The 16,644-nt window shown below is 73.1% G+C and carries 13 protein-coding genes; 5 read left to right on the top strand and 8 right to left on the bottom strand.

Features of this window, described 5'->3' with window-relative positions:
- Positions 1 to 91: 91 nt before the first annotated feature.
- The gene (locus tag ACGFRF_RS21875) at positions 92 to 1,186 is read right to left on the bottom strand and encodes a CPBP family intramembrane glutamic endopeptidase (protein WP_393742320.1); all 1,095 of its coding nucleotides are present in this window, start codon (positions 1,184 to 1,186) and stop codon (positions 92 to 94) included.
- Positions 1,187 to 1,328: 142 nt separating this feature from the next.
- On the opposite strand from ACGFRF_RS21875, the gene ACGFRF_RS21870 reads away from it, so the two are divergent.
- Entirely contained in the window at positions 1,329 to 2,078 is a 750-nt protein-coding gene (locus ACGFRF_RS21870; protein WP_393742318.1) for an SDR family oxidoreductase, read from the top strand.
- A gap of 151 nt (positions 2,079 to 2,229) precedes the next feature.
- On the opposite strand, the gene ACGFRF_RS21865 is transcribed toward ACGFRF_RS21870, so the two are convergent.
- Positions 2,230 to 3,294 (bottom strand): YihY/virulence factor BrkB family protein, encoded by a 1,065-nt coding sequence (locus ACGFRF_RS21865; protein ID WP_393742316.1) that lies wholly within the window; start codon positions 3,292 to 3,294, stop codon positions 2,230 to 2,232.
- Between the two features lie 76 nt (positions 3,295 to 3,370).
- Here ACGFRF_RS21865 and ACGFRF_RS21860 point away from each other — a divergent pair, with 76 nt between their 5' ends.
- Entirely contained in the window at positions 3,371 to 3,970 is a 600-nt protein-coding gene (locus tag ACGFRF_RS21860; RefSeq protein WP_393742314.1) for a YdeI family protein, read from the top strand.
- A gap of 13 nt (positions 3,971 to 3,983) precedes the next feature.
- Here ACGFRF_RS21860 and ACGFRF_RS21855 read toward each other — a convergent pair whose 3' ends face one another.
- The 5 genes from ACGFRF_RS21855 to ACGFRF_RS21835 all read right to left on the bottom strand — a co-directional run bounded on the left by ACGFRF_RS21855 (position 3,984) and on the right by ACGFRF_RS21835 (position 11,648).
- Entirely contained in the window at positions 3,984 to 5,408 is a 1,425-nt protein-coding gene (locus tag ACGFRF_RS21855; RefSeq protein ID WP_393742312.1) for a phytoene desaturase family protein, read from the bottom strand.
- A gap of 479 nt (positions 5,409 to 5,887) precedes the next feature.
- Positions 5,888 to 8,416 (bottom strand): ATP-dependent Clp protease ATP-binding subunit, encoded by a 2,529-nt coding sequence (locus tag ACGFRF_RS21850; RefSeq protein WP_393742311.1) that lies wholly within the window; start codon positions 8,414 to 8,416, stop codon positions 5,888 to 5,890.
- Positions 8,417 to 8,639: 223 nt separating this feature from the next.
- Positions 8,640 to 9,017 (bottom strand): NUDIX hydrolase, encoded by a 378-nt coding sequence (locus tag ACGFRF_RS21845; RefSeq protein ID WP_393742309.1) that lies wholly within the window; start codon positions 9,015 to 9,017, stop codon positions 8,640 to 8,642.
- A gap of 102 nt (positions 9,018 to 9,119) precedes the next feature.
- Entirely contained in the window at positions 9,120 to 10,001 is an 882-nt protein-coding gene (locus ACGFRF_RS21840; RefSeq protein ID WP_393742307.1) for a diacylglycerol kinase family protein, read from the bottom strand.
- A 54-nt stretch (positions 10,002 to 10,055) separates the two neighbouring features.
- On the bottom strand, positions 10,056 to 11,648 hold the full coding sequence (locus tag ACGFRF_RS21835; RefSeq protein WP_393742305.1) for an FAD-binding oxidoreductase: 1,593 nt from the start codon (positions 11,646 to 11,648) through the stop codon (positions 10,056 to 10,058).
- 122 nt (positions 11,649 to 11,770) lie between these two features.
- Here ACGFRF_RS21835 and ACGFRF_RS21830 point away from each other — a divergent pair, with 122 nt between their 5' ends.
- Positions 11,771 to 12,370, top strand: a complete 600-nt coding sequence (locus ACGFRF_RS21830) for a TetR/AcrR family transcriptional regulator (RefSeq protein ID WP_393742303.1) — start codon at positions 11,771 to 11,773, stop codon at positions 12,368 to 12,370.
- Positions 12,367 to 13,950 (top strand): glycerol-3-phosphate dehydrogenase/oxidase, encoded by a 1,584-nt coding sequence (locus tag ACGFRF_RS21825; RefSeq protein ID WP_393742301.1) that lies wholly within the window; start codon positions 12,367 to 12,369, stop codon positions 13,948 to 13,950. The genes ACGFRF_RS21830 and ACGFRF_RS21825 overlap by 4 nt, the downstream gene beginning before the upstream one ends.
- A 299-nt stretch (positions 13,951 to 14,249) precedes the next feature.
- Here the strand turns inward: ACGFRF_RS21825 and ACGFRF_RS21820 are convergent, their stop codons facing one another.
- Positions 14,250 to 15,701, bottom strand: a complete 1,452-nt coding sequence (locus tag ACGFRF_RS21820) for a WGR domain-containing protein (RefSeq protein WP_393742299.1) — start codon at positions 15,699 to 15,701, stop codon at positions 14,250 to 14,252.
- A 241-nt stretch (positions 15,702 to 15,942) separates the two neighbouring features.
- On the opposite strand from ACGFRF_RS21820, the gene ACGFRF_RS21815 reads away from it, so the two are divergent.
- Positions 15,943 to 16,392 carry a spore-associated protein gene (locus tag ACGFRF_RS21815; protein ID WP_393742297.1) on the top strand — a complete coding sequence of 150 codons (450 nt, stop codon included), beginning with the start codon at positions 15,943 to 15,945 and terminating at the stop codon, positions 16,390 to 16,392.
- Positions 16,393 to 16,644: the final 252 nt, after the last annotated feature.

Genomic DNA, 16,644 nt, shown 5'->3' with positions numbered 1-16,644 from the left:
CTTCCCGGGCGAGGCGGGCCTGTCCGGGCATCGGGACACCGCGGGCGTCGTCGTCCTCCTCCAGGACAGCCGGGCGCCGATCGGCGGTTGTTCAGCTGTGGTCGGCCTCTCCCCCTGCGCCCGGATGCCCGGGAGGGCCGTACGGACCCGGTGCCGGCCGCTCCGCCCAAGGCGGCGGCACGGGCACACCCGGCACCTGCCGCCCCGCCCAGGACTGCGGCACCGGTGTGCCCGGGTAGGGGCCGTACGGGACGGCGTAGGCGGGCTGCGGTACGGGCGGCAGCGGAGCCGGGGCCGTGCGGTCCAGTGGGCGGCGGCGCAGCCACCACGCCACGGCCGCCGTGTACAGGACGATGCCGACGACGTCGAGCGCGACGACGTCCCAGGCCGCGTCCGCCGCCGTCTCGTCGCTGTCCAGCCCGCCGACGACGGCGGCCGCGAGGCCGAAGGCCAGCAGGTTGTTGACCGTGTGCAGCCCGATGGACGCCTCCCGGCCGCCGGTCCGCCAGGTCAGCCAGCCCGCCGCCGCCCCGAACACCACCAGGTCGGCGAAGCCCCACGGCGTGCCCCAGCCGTGGGCGGCGGCGAACAGGACGGCCTGGGGCGGGAACGCCACCCACGGCGAGCGCAGGAAGGCGCCCACGGTCTGGGTCAGCCAGCCCCGGAAGACGTACTCCTCGGCGGCGGCCTGCAACGGAACCAGGACGACCAGCATGGCCAGGGCCGGGCCGAAGACCGACCAGCCCGCCCAGTGGGGCTCCGGTTCGCCGTCCGCCGGCAGCAGGAGCATCGCGCCCGTCGTCAGCACGACGATCGGCACGGCCATGAGCACGCACCGGACCAGCCAGCGCCACCTCACCCTCCCGGCGACGGAGGAGATCGTGCCCGCCGGGCGGCGCCCGATCCAGCGCACGGCGAGCAGCACGACCGGTATGGCCGCGGCGAGCATCAGCAGGTCCACGGCGGTGCCCGGCACGGGCCCGAACTCCACTGCTCCGTCGGCGTCCTCGGGGTATCCCCGGCTGGTGCCCACGGCTGAGGTCACGACATCGAGGACCAGCACGCCGATCACGTAGAGCACGACCACGACCAGGGTCCCGACCAGCGGGCGCCACCAGCGGTAGCGCGTCGAGAGGCGGGCCAGGCGGTGGTACGGGAGCGGCTCGGGAACCGGTGCATGCGTCATGCCGCCAGCCTGCCCGGAGCGCCCCGGCACCGTCGTCCGCCCATGGCACGACCGGTGTCTCAGGGGTTCCGCTTCCCGGGCGGTCCAGGTCGGCGTCCGTTCGCCGCCAGCGTTGCCCGCGGCCGCCCGCTGGAATGAGCACATGCACTCACAAGAGATCCTGAACGGGAAGAAGGCCCTGGTCACCGGCGGCAGCCGGGGTATCGGTGCGGCGACGGCGTTGCGGCTGGCGCGGGAGGGCGCGGACGTGGCCGTGACCTATGTGCGCGGCAAGGACGCGGCGGAGGAGGTCGTACGGGCCGTGGAGGCGTTGGGACGGCGGGCTGTCGCCCTCCGCGCGGACTCCGCGGACGCCGGGGAGGCGGCGGGCGCGGTGGGGCGTGCGGCGGAGGCGATCGGAGGGCTGGACGTACTGGTGAACAACGCGGCCGCCGGGCTGATGGGGCCGCTGGAGGACATGTCCCTCGCCGACGTCGACCACCTCCTCGCCGTGAACGTCCGCGGAGTGTTCCTGGCGTCCCAGGCCGCCGCCGCGCTCATGGCGCCCGGCGGGCGGATCATCACCGTCGGCAGCTGCGTCACCCGGCGCACACCGGGTCCCGGCGCCACCTTGTACGCGATGAGCAAGTCGGCCGTCACCGGGCTGACAAGGGCCCTGGCCCGGGAACTGGGCGGGCGCGGGATCACGGCGAACGTCGTGCACCCCGGCCCGATCGACACCGACATGAACCCCGCGGACGGCCCCCACGCGCACGGGCAGGCGGCCATGACCGCGCTGGGCCGCTTCGGCACGGCCGAAGAGGTGGCCGCCACGGTGGCCCATCTCGCGGGACCGGAGGCGGGATACGTGACGGGCGCGGAGTTCTCGGTGGACGGCGGGTACGGCGCGTGACCGGACGCGGGACGTCACCGGGCGCGGCACGTCACCGGGCACGCGGGGCACGGGGCATAACCGGGCGCGGGGCGTGACCGCGGCGCGGGGCCCGCCGGAGCCTCGGCCCGGCGCGTCCCGCGCATGTTCGTTCCTCGGGTGGGCGGGGACGTCACGTCTCGTCCAGCCGGCGTACGTCCTCTTCGTCCCACTTCCTGGTGTCGCGCGGCTGGGTGTAGGGCTCGGCCCGTGGCGGATGCCCGCCGGCGATGGCCCGCTGTCGCACGGTCTCCGCGTCGAACTCCAGGCCCAGCAGGATCGCCAGGTTGCTGATCCACAGCCAGACCAGGAAGACGATGACGCCGGCCATGGTGCCGTAGGTCTTGTTGTAGGAGGCGAAGTTCGCGACGTAGAACGCGAAGCCCGCGGAGGCGATCATCCAGACCAGCAGGGCGAGGAGGCTGCCCGGGGTGATCCACTTGAAGCCCTTGACCTTGGCGTTCGGCGTGGCCCAGTACAGGATCGCGATCATCACCGTGACCAGGAGGACCAGGACCGGCCACTTCGCGATCGACCACACGGTCAGCGCGGTGTCGCCGATCCCCAGGGTCTGTCCGGCACGGCGGGCGAGGCCGCCGGTGAACACCACGATGAGCGCGCTGGCCACGGCAAGCACCATCAGCACCACCGTGACGCCGACGCGCACGGGGAGGATCTTCCACACGGGGCGGCCCTCCGGCATGTCGTAGACGGCGTTGGCCGCGCGGATGAAGGCCGCCACGTACCCGGACGCCGACCACACCGCCAGCACGATGCCGACCAGAGCCATGACCGATCCGATACCGGCGCCGTTCTGCAGCTGCTGCACGGCCCGGGTGATGATGTCCCGCGCGGAGCCGGGTGCCAGGTTCCGCAGGTTGGCCAGTACCTTGTCGGTGGTGGACCTGCCGGCCATGGCCAGGATGGACACCAGCACCAGCAGCGCCGGGAACAGGGACAGGACGCCGTAGTAGGTCAGCGCGGCGGCCCGGTCGGTCAGCTCGTCGTCCCGGAACTCGCGCAGCGAGCCCTTGAGCACCGCGCCCCAGGCCCGCCCGGGCAGCTTCGTGGGGGTGTCCGGCGCGGCCCGCTCGACCTCCTGATCGGGCCCGGCCTCGTCCGGTGTCGGCACACGCGGCGCTGGACCCTCGTCGCCGCCTTGATGCTCTTTACGCCGTGGAAGGTGCAGCTTCGCCATACCGCACCGAGTAACCCGGCCGCTCCGCCTCAAGCCACCGCAGTGGTTGTTGACCCGGTCACGGGTGTGGACTTTCATGAACGCCATGTCTGAGGGAGCGCAGAAGGCGGCGGAACCGGTCCTGTCCTTCGCCACGCGGGACGCGTGGGAGGAGTGGCTGGAGGAGAACCACGAGGCGGTCCCGGGCATCTGGTTCAAGATTCCCAAGCGTGCCTCCGGACTCCACGGCGTCGACTACGCGACGGCGCTGGAGTCGGCGCTCTGCTACGGCTGGATCGACGGGCAGAAGAAGCAGCTGGACGAGCGGCACTGGCTGCAGCGCTTCACCCCGCGGCGGCGGGGCAGCAAGTGGTCGAAGGTGAACCGGGAGAAGGCCATCGCTCTGATCGCGCAGGGGCGGATGCGTCCCGCCGGTCTGCGGGAGGTGGAGAACGCCAAGGCGGACGGCCGCTGGGAGGCGGCGTACGCGGCGCAGAGCGAGGCCACGGTACCCGACGACCTCCAGGCGGCCCTGGACGCGGCACCGGCGGCCCGCGAGTTCTTCGCCACCCTGGACGGCCGCAACCGGTACGCGATCCTCTACCGGGTCGGGGACGCCAAGAAGCCGGAGACACGGGCGGCCCGCATCGAGAAGTTCGTCGCCATGCTCGCGGAGCAGCGGAAGCTCTATCCCTGACGGTACCGGGCCGTCAGGGGACGCGGGCCCCCAGGTGACGCAGGGCGGCTGCCGCCGCTCCGGCGCCGCACATGCCGTGGGCGCCGGGTCCGGGTGGGGTGGCGGCGGAGCAGAGGAACACTCCGGGCAGGCCGGTGGAGTACGGCTTGAGGGTGGGGCGGGCTCCGAGGACGAGCTGGGGGACGGTCTTGGCTCCGGTCATGATGTCGCCGCCCGCGAAGTTGGGGTTGGCAGCGGCGATGTCGGCGGGGCGGGTGACCCGCGTGCCGAGGATGCGGTCCCGGACGCCGGGGGCGAAGCGTTCGAGCTGCCGCAGGACCGCCTCCGTGGCGTCCTGGTCGTAGCCGTACGGGACATGGGCGTAGGCCCAGACCGGATGCACGTCGCCGACCGACCGGGACGGGTCGGCGAGGTACTGCTGGCCGACCAGGACGAAGGGACGCTCGGGCATACGGCCGGCCGCCACGTCCTGCTCGGCCCGCGCCACCTCGGCGAGCGGGCCGCCCAGGTGCACGGTGCCGGCGCGGCGGGCGTGCTCGTTCCGCCAGGGGATGCCGCCCTCGACGGCCAGATCGATCTTGAAGGCCGCGGAGGCGCGGCGGAAGCGCCGATAGGCGGCGCGCACCCGGCGCGGCAGCCGGTCGCCGTAGACGGTGGCGACCTGGCCGGGGTCGAGGTCGAGGAGGGTCACGTCGGCGGGCGGGATCTGCCGGTGGTCGGTGATGCGGACGCCGGTGTGGATCGTGCCGCCGTGCCGGCGCAGCACCCTCTCCATGCTGCGGGCGATGGCCTGTGACCCCCCTTCGGCGACGGCCCATCCGGCGGCGTGGCCGGCGGCGAGGATGCCCAGTCCGATCGCCGAGGTGAGCGGGCGGTTCAGGGGGCGGAACGCGTGCGCGGCGACCCCGGCCCACAGCGCCTGCGCCTGGGGAGTGGTGAAGAGGCGGGCGAGGACGGTGGCGGGCAGGGGGGTCGGCAGGCCGAAGCGGGCGAGGAGCAGCGGGTGCGACGGGATGCGCAGGAGAGGGCGCAGCACGTCCTGGGCGAGGGCGTCCCAGTGGTGTGCCGAGGATGCGACGAGTGCCCGGTAGCGGTCGCCGTCGGCGCCGAGCATGCGGGCGGTCTCCTCGACGGAACGCAGCAGGACCCCGGCGCTGCCGTCGTCGAGCGGGTGGACGCAGTCGATGTCCGCCGACCGCCAGCGCAGCCCGTGGCGTTCGAGGTCCAGTGCCCGCAGGGCGGGAGAGGTGACGGCCATGGGATGGATGGCCGAGCAGTGGTCGTGCAGCAGGCCCGGCCGGATGGCCTCGTAGCTCCGGGTGCCGCCGCCGGTCTCGTCCGCCGCCTCCAGCAGCGTGACCTCGAGCCCTGCCGTGGCGAGGAGGGCCGCGGCGGCGAGGCCGTTGGGACCGCCCCCGACGACGACCGCGGACGTCATGACGCGGCCTGCGCGCACGGCAGTCCCGGAGCCGGACCGTCGGTGGACGCGGAGAGTGCCTGGCCGGGTGGCGTCATCGATCTCACGGGTAGGAGTCTGCCGGTGAAGCGGCCGGCCCTCCAAACGGACGACCGGCGCTTTCGCGGGTACCGCGTCCGTGCTCCGCGCGTCCCGGAGGACGTGGGGAACACCGGCTCGCGGGCGGGCTGTTCGACGCGGTGGCCCGGGTGCAGCCGCACCGTGCGGCAGAAGTTCCCGCAGCCTGGCCCGTCTTGGCGCGGCGACGCTCAGGACTGGGGACGGCGGCCGTGATTCGCGGCGTGGTTGCGGCGGGACTTCTTCTTGCGACGTCGCTTCGAGGACATGGGCGCCTCCTGGGGGGAACAGGTGGAGTACCTCCGGTTCCGGGGTCGGACCCGGAGAATCACGACAAACACCGTATCTCCGGATGTTTCGGACCACTACCGGAGGCACCTCGGTCACATCGCGCCGTTCTCCGCGCTGCCGGTGCCGGACGGTTCGCCGGAGCTGTTCTTGTGGACGAAGCAGTGCAGTGAATCGTCCCGCACGTCGGCGACGATCGTGTCTCCGGGGTCGGCCTCGCCGCCGAGCAGCAGTGTGGCGATGCGGTTGTCGAGTTCCGCCTGGATCGTGCGGCGCAGCGGACGGGCACCGAACTCGGGCTGGTGGCCGTGTGCGATGAGCAGTTTCTTGGCCGCCTCCGTGACCTCGAGCCGCAGACCCTGGGCGTGCACCCGGTGCTTGCTCCGGTCCAGCAGGTGTTCGACGATCTGCCCCAGGTCCTCCTCGGTCAGGCCGTGGAAGATGATGATGTCGTCGATGCGGTTGAGGAACTCCGGCAGGAACCGGGACCGCAGGTCCTCCATCAAGGCGTCCTTGAGTTCGGACACGTCGCCCTTGTGGTCGAGGATGCGGTGCGCGCCGATGTTGGACGTCATGATGACGATGCAGTGCCGGAAGTCGACGGTACGGCCCTGGGCGTCGGTCAGGCGGCCGTCGTCGAGGATCTGCAGCAGCGTGTTGAAGATGTCCGGGTGGGCCTTCTCCACCTCGTCGAACAGCACCACGCTGTACGGCTGACGGCGCACCTTCTCGGTGAGCTGGCCCGCTTCCTCGTAGCCGACGTATCCGGGAGGGGCGCCGACCAGCCGGGCGACGGTGTGCTTCTCCTGGAACTCGCTCATGTCGAAGCGGACCATGCGGTCCTCCTCGCCGAACAGCAGGGCGGCGAGGGTCTTGGCGAGTTCGGTCTTGCCGACGCCGGTGGGACCGAGGAAGAGGAACGATCCCACGGGCCGGTTCGGGTCGCCCATGCCGGCGCGGTTGCGGCGCACGGCCTGGGAGACCGCGGTGACCGCCTCGTCCTGGCCGACGATCCGGGCGTGCATCTCCTCCTCGAGTCTGAGGAGTTTCTCCTTCTCGCTGGCGGTGAGCTGGGAGACCGGGATGCCCGTGCGGCGCGAGACGACGTCCGCGATGTCGGCCGCCGTGACGGAGACGACGCCCTCGCGGCGCTCCTCGATCCCGGCGAGTTCGCCCTCGACCTGGGCGATCTCCTGCTTCAGTTCCGAGGCCTTCTCGAAGTCCTCGGCGGAGACGGCCTGTTCGAGTTCCCTGCGGAGCCCGGCGATACGGTCCTCGCGGCTGACGACCTCCGTGGAGCGGCCGGCGCTGCGCAGCCGCACCCGGGCGCCCGCCTGGTCCATCACGTCGATCGCCTTGTCGGGCAGGAACCGGTCGGTGACGTACCGGTCGGTCAGTTCGGCGGCGGCCACCAGCGCCGCGTCGTCGAAGCGGACCTGGTGGTGCGCCTCGTAGGCGTCGCGCAGGCCTTCCAGGATCTGCACCGTCTCCTCGACGGTGGGCTCCGGGACCATCACGGGCTGGAACCGGCGCTCCAGGGCGGCGTCCTTCTCGACGTACTTGCGGTATTCGCCGATGGTCGTGGCACCCACGACATGGAGTTCACCGCGCGCGAGTGCGGGCTTGAGCATGTTGCCGGCGTCCATGGCGCCCTCGCCCGTCGCTCCGGCACCGACGACCGTGTGCAGTTCGTCGATGAACAGGATGATCTCGCCGCCGGCCGCCTGGACGTCCTCGATGACCTTCTTCAGCCGCTCCTCGAACTGTCCGCGGTACTGCGCACCGGCCACCATGCCCGACAGGTCCAGGGCGACGACCCGCTTGCCCTTCAGGCTCTCGGGGACCTCGCCCGCCACGATGCGCTGGGCCAGCCCCTCGACGATGGCGGTCTTGCCGACTCCGGGTTCGCCGATGAGCACGGGGTTGTTCTTGGAACGCCGGGACAGGATCTCGACGGTCTGCTCGATCTCCTCGGCCCGCCCGACCACCGGGTCGAGCCTGCCGGCCTTCGCTTCCTCGGTCAGGTCCCGGCCGAACTCGTCCAGTGTGGTGGCCGGCTTCTTCCGTTCCACGGCCGGTCCCTCGCCGCGGGGCGCCTGTTCGGTGAGGGTCGCGAGACGCTTCGTGTCCAGGCCCTCGGCGCGCAGCAGCCGGGCGGCGCCGGTGTCGTCGTCGCCCAGCAGGGCGCTCAGGATGTGCTCGGGGCCGATGTAGGACACGCCGGAGGCCTGTGACTGGACGTAGGCGGCACCGAGGGTGCGCTTGGCCGCCGGGGTGAGGCCCGGCGGCGCGGAGGGCTCCCCGGATTCGCGCGGGAGCACCTTGAGGATCTCGGAGGCGAGGCGGTCGGGGTTGACGCCCACCTGGCTGAGGAGCCTGCGCGACGGGGCGACCTGCGTGGCCGCCCAGAGGAGGTGTTCCGTGTCCAGGTCCGGGGTTCCGTCCTCGACAGCCCGTTGCGCGGCCAGGTTGAGCAACTGCTGCGAGGACTCCGTCAGCAGCCGTCCGATGGGCACACGCTGCACCGCGGGTGGCGAGGACGCCGGCGACATGCCGAAGAAGCGGTTCAACAACTCACTGAACGGATCCGAGGAACCGAACGGTGCACCGAACGACATCGACATGACAGCTCCAGGTGCGCGGGGGTCCGTAATCACTGAACCCCGCTGCGGACGGCCTCGCAAGCCGAGCCCGTTGCCTCGGTTCGAGTCCGCGCCACCGGGTGGGCGGCACCGCGCAAGCGGGAGGAGGTCCATGTGCCACCGGTCCGGAACGGTCCGTGCCGCTGCTGACAGCCGCCGACGGCCTGGCGCGCCGTACGACGGCCACGTGGGCGGGCCGGTGCTGTCACACCGGCGTGTGTCCCCGAAGGTACTCAAGCACGGCCGCCGGGAGTGCGGCGTCGGTGGTCTCCGCCAGGGCGGACCAGCGCAGCCGCTCCGGCGTGAGGCTTGCTCCGTCCGACGGGGACTCGCTCAGCAACTGGCACACGACCGCCGGCACTCCGTCCGCGGGCGCGGCGCCATGCGGTCCCAGCGTCTCCGTGCCGTCGACGAGGTAACCGGTGAGTTCGTAGACGATGCGCGCCGCGGTGGCCTCCGGCGACTCGGCCGGTTGCGGTCTGCCCGACGGCAGTTCCCAGCCGTCGTTCCCCCGCACCAGCAGCAGCCGTCCGTCGTACAGAACGACCGCCCGCACCACGCCCTCGGCGTGCTCCCGTGTCATGACCGCACGTCCCTCCCCTGATCACCTGCCGGTTCCCTACCCAGGGGCGAGCGGTGACGCACCTCCGATTCCGCGGGAGCGGGACGCGCGCCGACGGCACCGTCAGTACAGCACCGGCAGGTCTCGGGGGCGTACGCGCACCGTCACCGGCAAGGTGGCCTCCACTTCGCCGTCGGCGCCGTAGGGGACGGGCCGGGTGGCCTCGATGCGGATCTCCATGCCGCGCAGGACGCGCACTTCGGGACGGTGGATGTGGGCGCCGGTCCTGAGTTCGTTCATGAGGGCGAAGAAGAGCCGGCGTGGGGCCTCGCGGATCATGACGATGTCGAGCAGTCCGTCGTCGACCCGTGCGCCTGGGGCGATGAGCCGCCCGGAGCCGTAGTAGGGGGAGTTGGCGGCGACGACGGTGTAGCCGCGGTGGCCGTGCTCCTCGCCGTCGACGGTGACGCGGTAGTCGGCCGGCCGCCAGGTGGTGACGGCGCGCAGTCCGCCCGCGTAGTAGGAGGCGGCGCCGCGCAGCAACCGGGCGTTGTTGGCGTGCCGGTTGGCCAGCGCGTCGACACCGGCGTAGACGCTGCCCAGGACCACCGTGCGCCGGTGGACGGCCGACTCCACCTCGATGGTGTCGACCGCCCTGGGCTCGGCGTGCAGCAGGATGCGGGCGAGTGCGGCCGGGTCGGCGGGCAGGTCCAGTGCGCGGGCGAAGTCGTTGCCGCGTCCGGCGGGTACGAGGCCCAGGACCGTTCCGGTGCCGCTCAGCGCGCCGCCGATGCCGCCGGTGATCCCGTCGCCGCCGACGGCGAGGACGATCCTGCCGCGCTCGCCGGCCCGGAGCGCGATGTCCTGGGCGTGGGCGAGGCTGTGGCTGTACTCCGTCTCCAGCTCGGCTCCGGCCTCGCGCAGCAGACGGGCCAGGTGGAGCAGGGTCGCCGCCCCGGTGGAGCCGCCCGCGGTGGGGTTGACGACGGCGGTGAACTGTCGCATCGGTGTGCCTCCGAGGCAGGCGGATCCGTGGGGTCGGTCCGGGGATCTGGTGGGTCAGTCGGTGGGCAGCAGGACACCGGGGTTGAGCACGCCCTCGGGGTCCAGGCGGCGCTTCACGGCGCGCAGGGCGGAGATGCCGAGCGGGCCGGCTTCGCGGACGTACCAGTCGCGGTGGTCGGTGCCGACCCCGTGGTGGTGGGAGATGGTGCCGCCGGCCGCCAGCACGGCCTCGTTGGCCGCGTGCTTGGCGGGGGCCCAGTGGGCCACCGGGTCCTCGCCCTGGGCGCTGACGACGGTGAAGTACAGCGAGGCGCCGTTCTCGTACACGTGGGAGATGTGGCACATCACCAGGGGCGGGGTGCCCGAGTGGGTGAGGGTGTCGGTGAGCGCGGTGCGGACGGCCGCGTACAGGTCGGGGACGCGGGACCAGAAGGCCGCCGTCTCCAGCGTCTCGGCGAAGGCGCCCGCGTCGAGCAGGGCGTCGCGCAGGTAGGGCGCCGAGTAGCGGCCGTGCGCCCAGCGTTCGCCCGGTTCGGCGCCGGCCAGGGTGCCGCCGCAGGCCGTCAGGACGGCCGCCGCCTGCTCGCGGCGCTGCGCGGTGTCCTCGGCGGTGCCCTCGTAGCCGGTGATCGCCAGGCATCCGGCGTCGCTCTGCGCCACGTCGGCGCCGATCGCGTCGGGTTGGGCCAGGCCGATGAGTGTCTCGGTCTCGTCGGACAGGCGCAGTACGGTCGGCCGGGGGCCGTCCTGGGCGAGCCTGCGCAGCGCGGCGGCCCCCTCCTCGAACGAGGCGAACCGCCAGCCCTCGTACACCCGTACCTGCGGCACCGGGCGGATCCGTACGGTCACGGAGGTGATGACGCCGAAGGCGCCCTCGGAGCCGAGGATCAGCTGACGCAGGTCGGGTCCGGCGGCGGAGCGGGGGGCGCGGCCGGTCTCGAGGGTGCCCTCGGGGGTGGCGAGGGTGAGGCCGAGCACCATCTCGTCGAAGCGGCCGTATCCGGCGGAGGCCTGTCCGCTGGAGCGGGCGGCGGCGAAGCCGCCGATGGTGGCCCACTCGAAGGACTGCGGGAAGTGACCGAGGGTGAAGCCGTGTTCGGCGAGCAGGGCCTCGGCCTCCGGGGCGCGCAGGCCGGGCTGCAGGACGGCGGTGCGCGAGACGGGGTCCAGGTCGAGCAGGCCGTTCATGCGGCGCAGGTCCAGGGCCACGAACGCGCTGCGTTGGGGGGCGAGTCCGCCCACGACGGATGTGCCGCCGCCGAAGGGAACGACGGCCAGACCGTGTGCGGCGCACGCGCGCAGCACGGCGAGGACGGCGTCGTGCGAGGCGGGCAGGACCACGGCCTGGGGGACGTCCGAGAAGTCGCCGGCGCGGATGCGCAGCAGGTCGGGGGTGGACTTGCCGCGGGTGTGCCGGATGCGGCTCTCCCCTTCCGTGCGGACGTGTTCCTCGCCGCCGACGGCCTCGGTGAGTGCCCGCAGTGCGGCGGCGCCGGCCGTGGGGGCGGGCAGGCGGATGTCTTCGAGGGCGAGCGCGGGTGTGCTGCGCGGCTTGACGCCGAGCAGGTCGCGCAGCAGTGCCGTCACCGTGTCGGGCAGCGGTGCCGCCTTGGCCGGGTCGCCCCAGCCGTTCCACAGCATGTCCATTGAACGGTCGTCCTCACAGGTCGGTGTGCTCGGTTCGCGCGGGGGCTCCGCGGCCGTGCCCCCGGGCGACGGAGGGCGGTCCGCGGCTTCCGCCCGATCACCGGGGCGTTACACTGTGACACATGGCGCCTATTCGTCACAACGGTTCGGACAGCGATCATGTGCTCGACGCCGTACGCGACTGCGTGCTGGCCGTCGGGGTACGCCGCACGACCCTCGCCGACGTGGCCCGCCGCGCCGGCGTCTCCCGGATGACGCTGTACCGGCGCTGGCCCGACCTGCGGGCCCTCGTGGGCGATCTGATGACCCGTGAGTGGATCGACGTGGCCACCCGGGCGATCCCCGAGCCCGCCCCCGGCACCCGTACCCGCGCCCGGATCGTCGACGGACTGGTGGCCGGGGTCGAGGCGTTCCGGGCGCACCCGCTCTTCCGCAAGATCGTCGACGTCGATCCGGAACTGCTGCTGCCCTATGTCCTCGACCGGCGGGGAGCGAGCCAGGAGGCCCTGCTGGCACTGCTGGCCGACGCCCTGCGCGAGGGTCACGCGGACGGCTCCGTACGCCCCGGCCACGCCGAACGGCAGGCCCGCGCACTGCTGCTGACCGTGCAGTCCTTCACGCTGTCCCTGCGCACGATGACCGACGAGGACGACCCGGAGCTGGACTCGGCCGCCTTCCTCGGCGAGTTGCGCACCCTTCTGGAGAGGACCCTGACGCCATGAGCCACACCGAGGCCGCACCCGGCTCGTCCCTGAGCGCACCCCGGCGTACCCGGGAACTGGCCGAGGCCGCGGACGGCAGGGTCGCCGACGTCCTGGTCGTCGGGCTCGGCGCCACGGGGGCCGGGGTCGCCCTGGACGCGGCCGCCCGCGGACTGGACGTCGTCGCGGTGGACGCCCACGACCTGGCCTTCGGCACCTCCCGGTGGAGTTCGAAGCTCATCCACGGCGGGCTGCGCTACCTGGCCTCCGCGCAGTTCGACGTGGCGCACGAGAGCGCCGTCGAGCGCGGGGTGCTGATGACCCGTACGGCACCGCATCTCGTGGCCGCGCAACCGTTCGTGCTGCCGCTGACCCCCCTGGTGTCCAGGGCGCAGGCCTCGCTGGCGTGGGCCGGCCTCCGGGCCGGGGACGTGCTGCGGCTGGCGGCCCGGACGCCGCGGCAGGTGCTGCCCGCCCCGCGCCGGCTCTCGGGGGCGGAGGCGCGGCACCTGGCGCCCGCGGTGCGCGCGGCCGGACTGCGGGGCGGACTGCTGTCCTGGGACGGCAAGGTGACCGACGACGCCCGTCTGGTGACCGCCCTGTCCCGGACGGCCGCCGCGCACGGCGCCCGGGTGCTGACCAGGGTGAGGGTGCTGGAGCTGACCGGGACGGGCGCCCGGATCCGGGACGAACTCACCGGCGAGGAGGGCGAGATCAGGGCCCGTGCCGTGATCAACGCCACCGGGGTGTGGGCGGGCGCCCTCGTCGACGGCATCCGGATCCGGCCCTCCCGCGGCACCCACCTGGTGCTGCGCTCGGAACGGCTCGGCGCCCTGCCCGCCGGTCTGCACCTCCCGATCCCCGGCGAGACCAACCGTTTCGTCCTGGTCCTGCCGCAGGGTGACGGGCGGGTCTACGTCGGCCTCACCGACGAGCCGGTCGAGGGCGGGATACCCGACGTGCCGGAGGTCCCGGAGACCGACATCGGCTTCCTGCTGGACGTGCTCGGCTCGGTCCTGGACGCGCCCGTGGTCCGGGACGAGGTCGTCGGCGCCTTCGCCGGGCTGCGCCCACTGCTGGACACGTCCGGGCACGAGGGCACCGAGGGGGCACCGGCCCGCACCTCCGACATCTCCCGCCGGCACGCGGTACTGACCTCGTCCGAGGGTGTCACCACGGTGGTCGGCGGCAAGCTCACCACCTACCGGCGGATGGCCCAGGACGCCGTGGACGCCGCGGCCGAGGCCCGGGGCCTGCGCGCTGCCCCCTCCCCCACCGCCGCGCTGCCGCTGGTCGGCGCCGCCGCACCCGAGCGGCTGCGTTCCCTGCCCGCACCGCGCCACCTGATCCACCGCTACGGCACCGAGGCCATGGCGGTCCAGTCGCTCGCGGCGCAGGACCCCGCTCTCGCGCAACCGGTGCTGCCGGGCCAGCCGGTCACCCGGGCCGAACTCCTGTGGGCCGTCCTGCACGAGGGCGCCCTGGACGAGTCGGACCTCCTGGACCGGCGCTCCCGCATCGGGCTGGTCCGGGAGGACCGCGCCGAAGCGCTCGCCACCGCACGGGAGGTGCTGGGCCAGGCAGCGGCCGCACACCCCTGACATGGCGGTGGGGCAGGTTCCTGCACGGCCGAGGACGGTCTGCCCGCACCACGCGGGCGAGCCCGGCCGGCACCTCTCCTACCGGCAGACGGTGGCCGGCGGTGCGCCCGCGACCGATCGGGCCGTGGAGGACGGTGTGAGGGCCCTGTCCACGGACGGTCGCCCGGTGAGGTCGGTGGAGACAGCGGCCCGGAGGGCGGGCGCCCGTCCGTACCGGATGGAACCGGCCGGGGAAGACACCGCCGCCGGTGAACGGGCGGTGTCCCACCGCTTGCCGGGGGCGGCAGGGTGATGGGCCGTCACACCAGGCGCCGGATGTCGCCGCGGACCCGGTAGAAGCCGCCCGCCGCCGGGTGCAGGGCCTCCACGACGTAGCGTGCGCCGGGCTCCCGTATCACGCGCGGGAACTGGACGTTCCACCCGTGCTCGTAGCCCTCGGACACCACGTGCACCCGCACCCGGCCGGCCTCCTGGATGCACTCGACCACGATCGCTCCGGCCGGAGCCCGGGTCACGGTGGCCACCGCGCCGACGGCCGTGGCGGGCGCGTACGTCGGCGGTGCGGCGGCCAGTTTGACGTCCCGCACGACCGGTACGGTGCCCTGCTGGGCCGCTGCGACGGCCGCCTCGCTCGCGTCCACGCACACCAGTGAGCCGTCCGTGGTCACCAGGTACAGGCGTCCGTCGCGGTACTGCATCGACAGCGCCGAGCCACCGCCCGTACCGAGCTTCCACAGCCGCGTACCGTTGCGGTCGAAGCAGTACACGGAGGAGGCCGCGTCCCCGGCGAAGACGAACCGCCCGCCGGGCGAGGTGGCGCACGAGTACACGGCGCTGTCGCAGGCGTACGTCGCCTCGATCGCCCCGGTCGCCTTCGACAGCCGCTGGACCACGCGGTGCGCGGTGCCCGCGTACACGGCGTCGTCCTCCTGCCAGCCGAAGAGGACACTGCCCCGGGTGGGCGTGTGCCACAACTCGCCGCCGCCGTCCGGGGCGTAGGCGGTGACGCCCGTGTGGTGGCCGTGGTAGACGGCCCGGTCGTCGGCGCGGACCATCCAGGCGTGCTCGCCCCGGCCGCGGCGGGACCACTGGTGTTCGTCCTCGTGGTCGATGACCGTGAGCCGGCCTTCGCGGTCCGAGACGTCCAGGACGCCCTCGTGGATGTCCAGCCAGAAGATGTCGACGTCGGCGGCGATGTCGTACGCGGCGAACGGCAGCTTGGAGGAGAGGTCGTAGACCTTGCCGTCGTCGCAGCCCGCGTAGATCCAGAAGTCGTCGGCGACCAGGCACTTCACTCCGTCCGGCAGGCTGAAGCGGGCCAGGACGGCGCCCTCGTGGTCCAGGGTGTAGACGTCACCGGCCTGGTTGCCCACCCAGCAGCGCTCGTCGTCGACATGGATGCCGAACGCCGCGGAGCCGGTGCGGAACCGCCACAGCACGGGGGCCACGGCCCGCGCGGTGGACGGGGCGGAGCTGACCTGACGGCGGGTCACCGCGCGTGGGGCACGCTGCCCCTGGACGGCCGGCGCGTATCCCTTGCGCACCTTCTCCCCCACCTTCTTCGCGGCGGCGGCCTGAGCCTTCTCCACGGTCGGGAACGTCGTCGTCTGGGTCTGCCCGGCGGCGCCTATCCGCCCGTACCGCACCGTCACCACCTGGCCGTCGACGGTGACCTCGTAGAACTTGTGGGCGCCACCGCCTTCCTGCGACAGCTCCAGATACGTCGTCGACACCGTGGACGCCGTGGACATGGCAGACCCCTCCCCAGGGCGGACCCGCGGCCGTTCCGGCAGGTCCTCACTGCTCGAACCGTAAGGGGAGCCACTGACAACGGCCGGTGCCGAGGAGCCGGTCACCGGGCGGCGGCCACGGCTGTCGACGTCCTGCCCGCGCGGTCTCGTGGGTCTCTTGCGGGCGGGGCACAACCATTTCGATTCCTCGCGGGTCACACCAGACAGGAGCAAGTAACTCCAAGTCGCACAAGGGGGAAATATGAGATTCGCTCGTTCCGCCCTGGCCGCCGCCGCGTTGGCGGCTGTGTCGGTGGGGACCACGACCGCCTTGGCCGGGCCCGCCTCCGCCGCACCCAACACCACACCGCAGAAGGTCTGCGGGAGCGCGTACAAGACCGTGAACTCGGCGCCCATCGGCTCCCTGGGCACCGTCTACCTGACGTACAACTCCTCGAACGGCAACAACTGCGTCGCGACCATCCGCAACAACCCGGGTACCGCCGTGACCATGTCCGCATGGATCTACATCCCCGACACCGAGCAGGGTGACGAGGACTACGGGCAGTACACGTCGTACGCGGGGCCGACCTACGTCTACGGCAAGGGGCACTGCGTCGACTGGGGCGGTCACATCCGCAACGTGTACGTGCAGGTGTCCGGCTCCAACTGCGGCGCGCTGAAGGAACAGCGGGTCACCTTCACCCGCTGACCGGCCGTTCCTCTGCGGCCGTCACGCACCTCGCGCGGTCGACGTTCGCCAAGCGCGAGTCGGGCCCCGTCCCCGGAACCGCACCGGGGGCGGGGCCCTTGCCGCAGCACGCCCACCGCGACGGTGGCGTCCGACCGCCCGGCGGACGAAGGTCAGGCCAGGGCGACCAGACCGCGCTGGTCCTCGCACCACAGGCCCTCGTCCGCCTCCGCCTCCGCGTCCGCGTCCGCGTCCGGCAGCAGCGGGCGCGCG

Source organism: Streptomyces sp. NPDC048521 (assembly GCF_043199855.1).
GTDB lineage: Bacteria > Actinomycetota > Actinomycetes > Streptomycetales > Streptomycetaceae > Streptomyces.
This window is presented reverse-complemented; position numbering and strand designations above follow the sequence as displayed.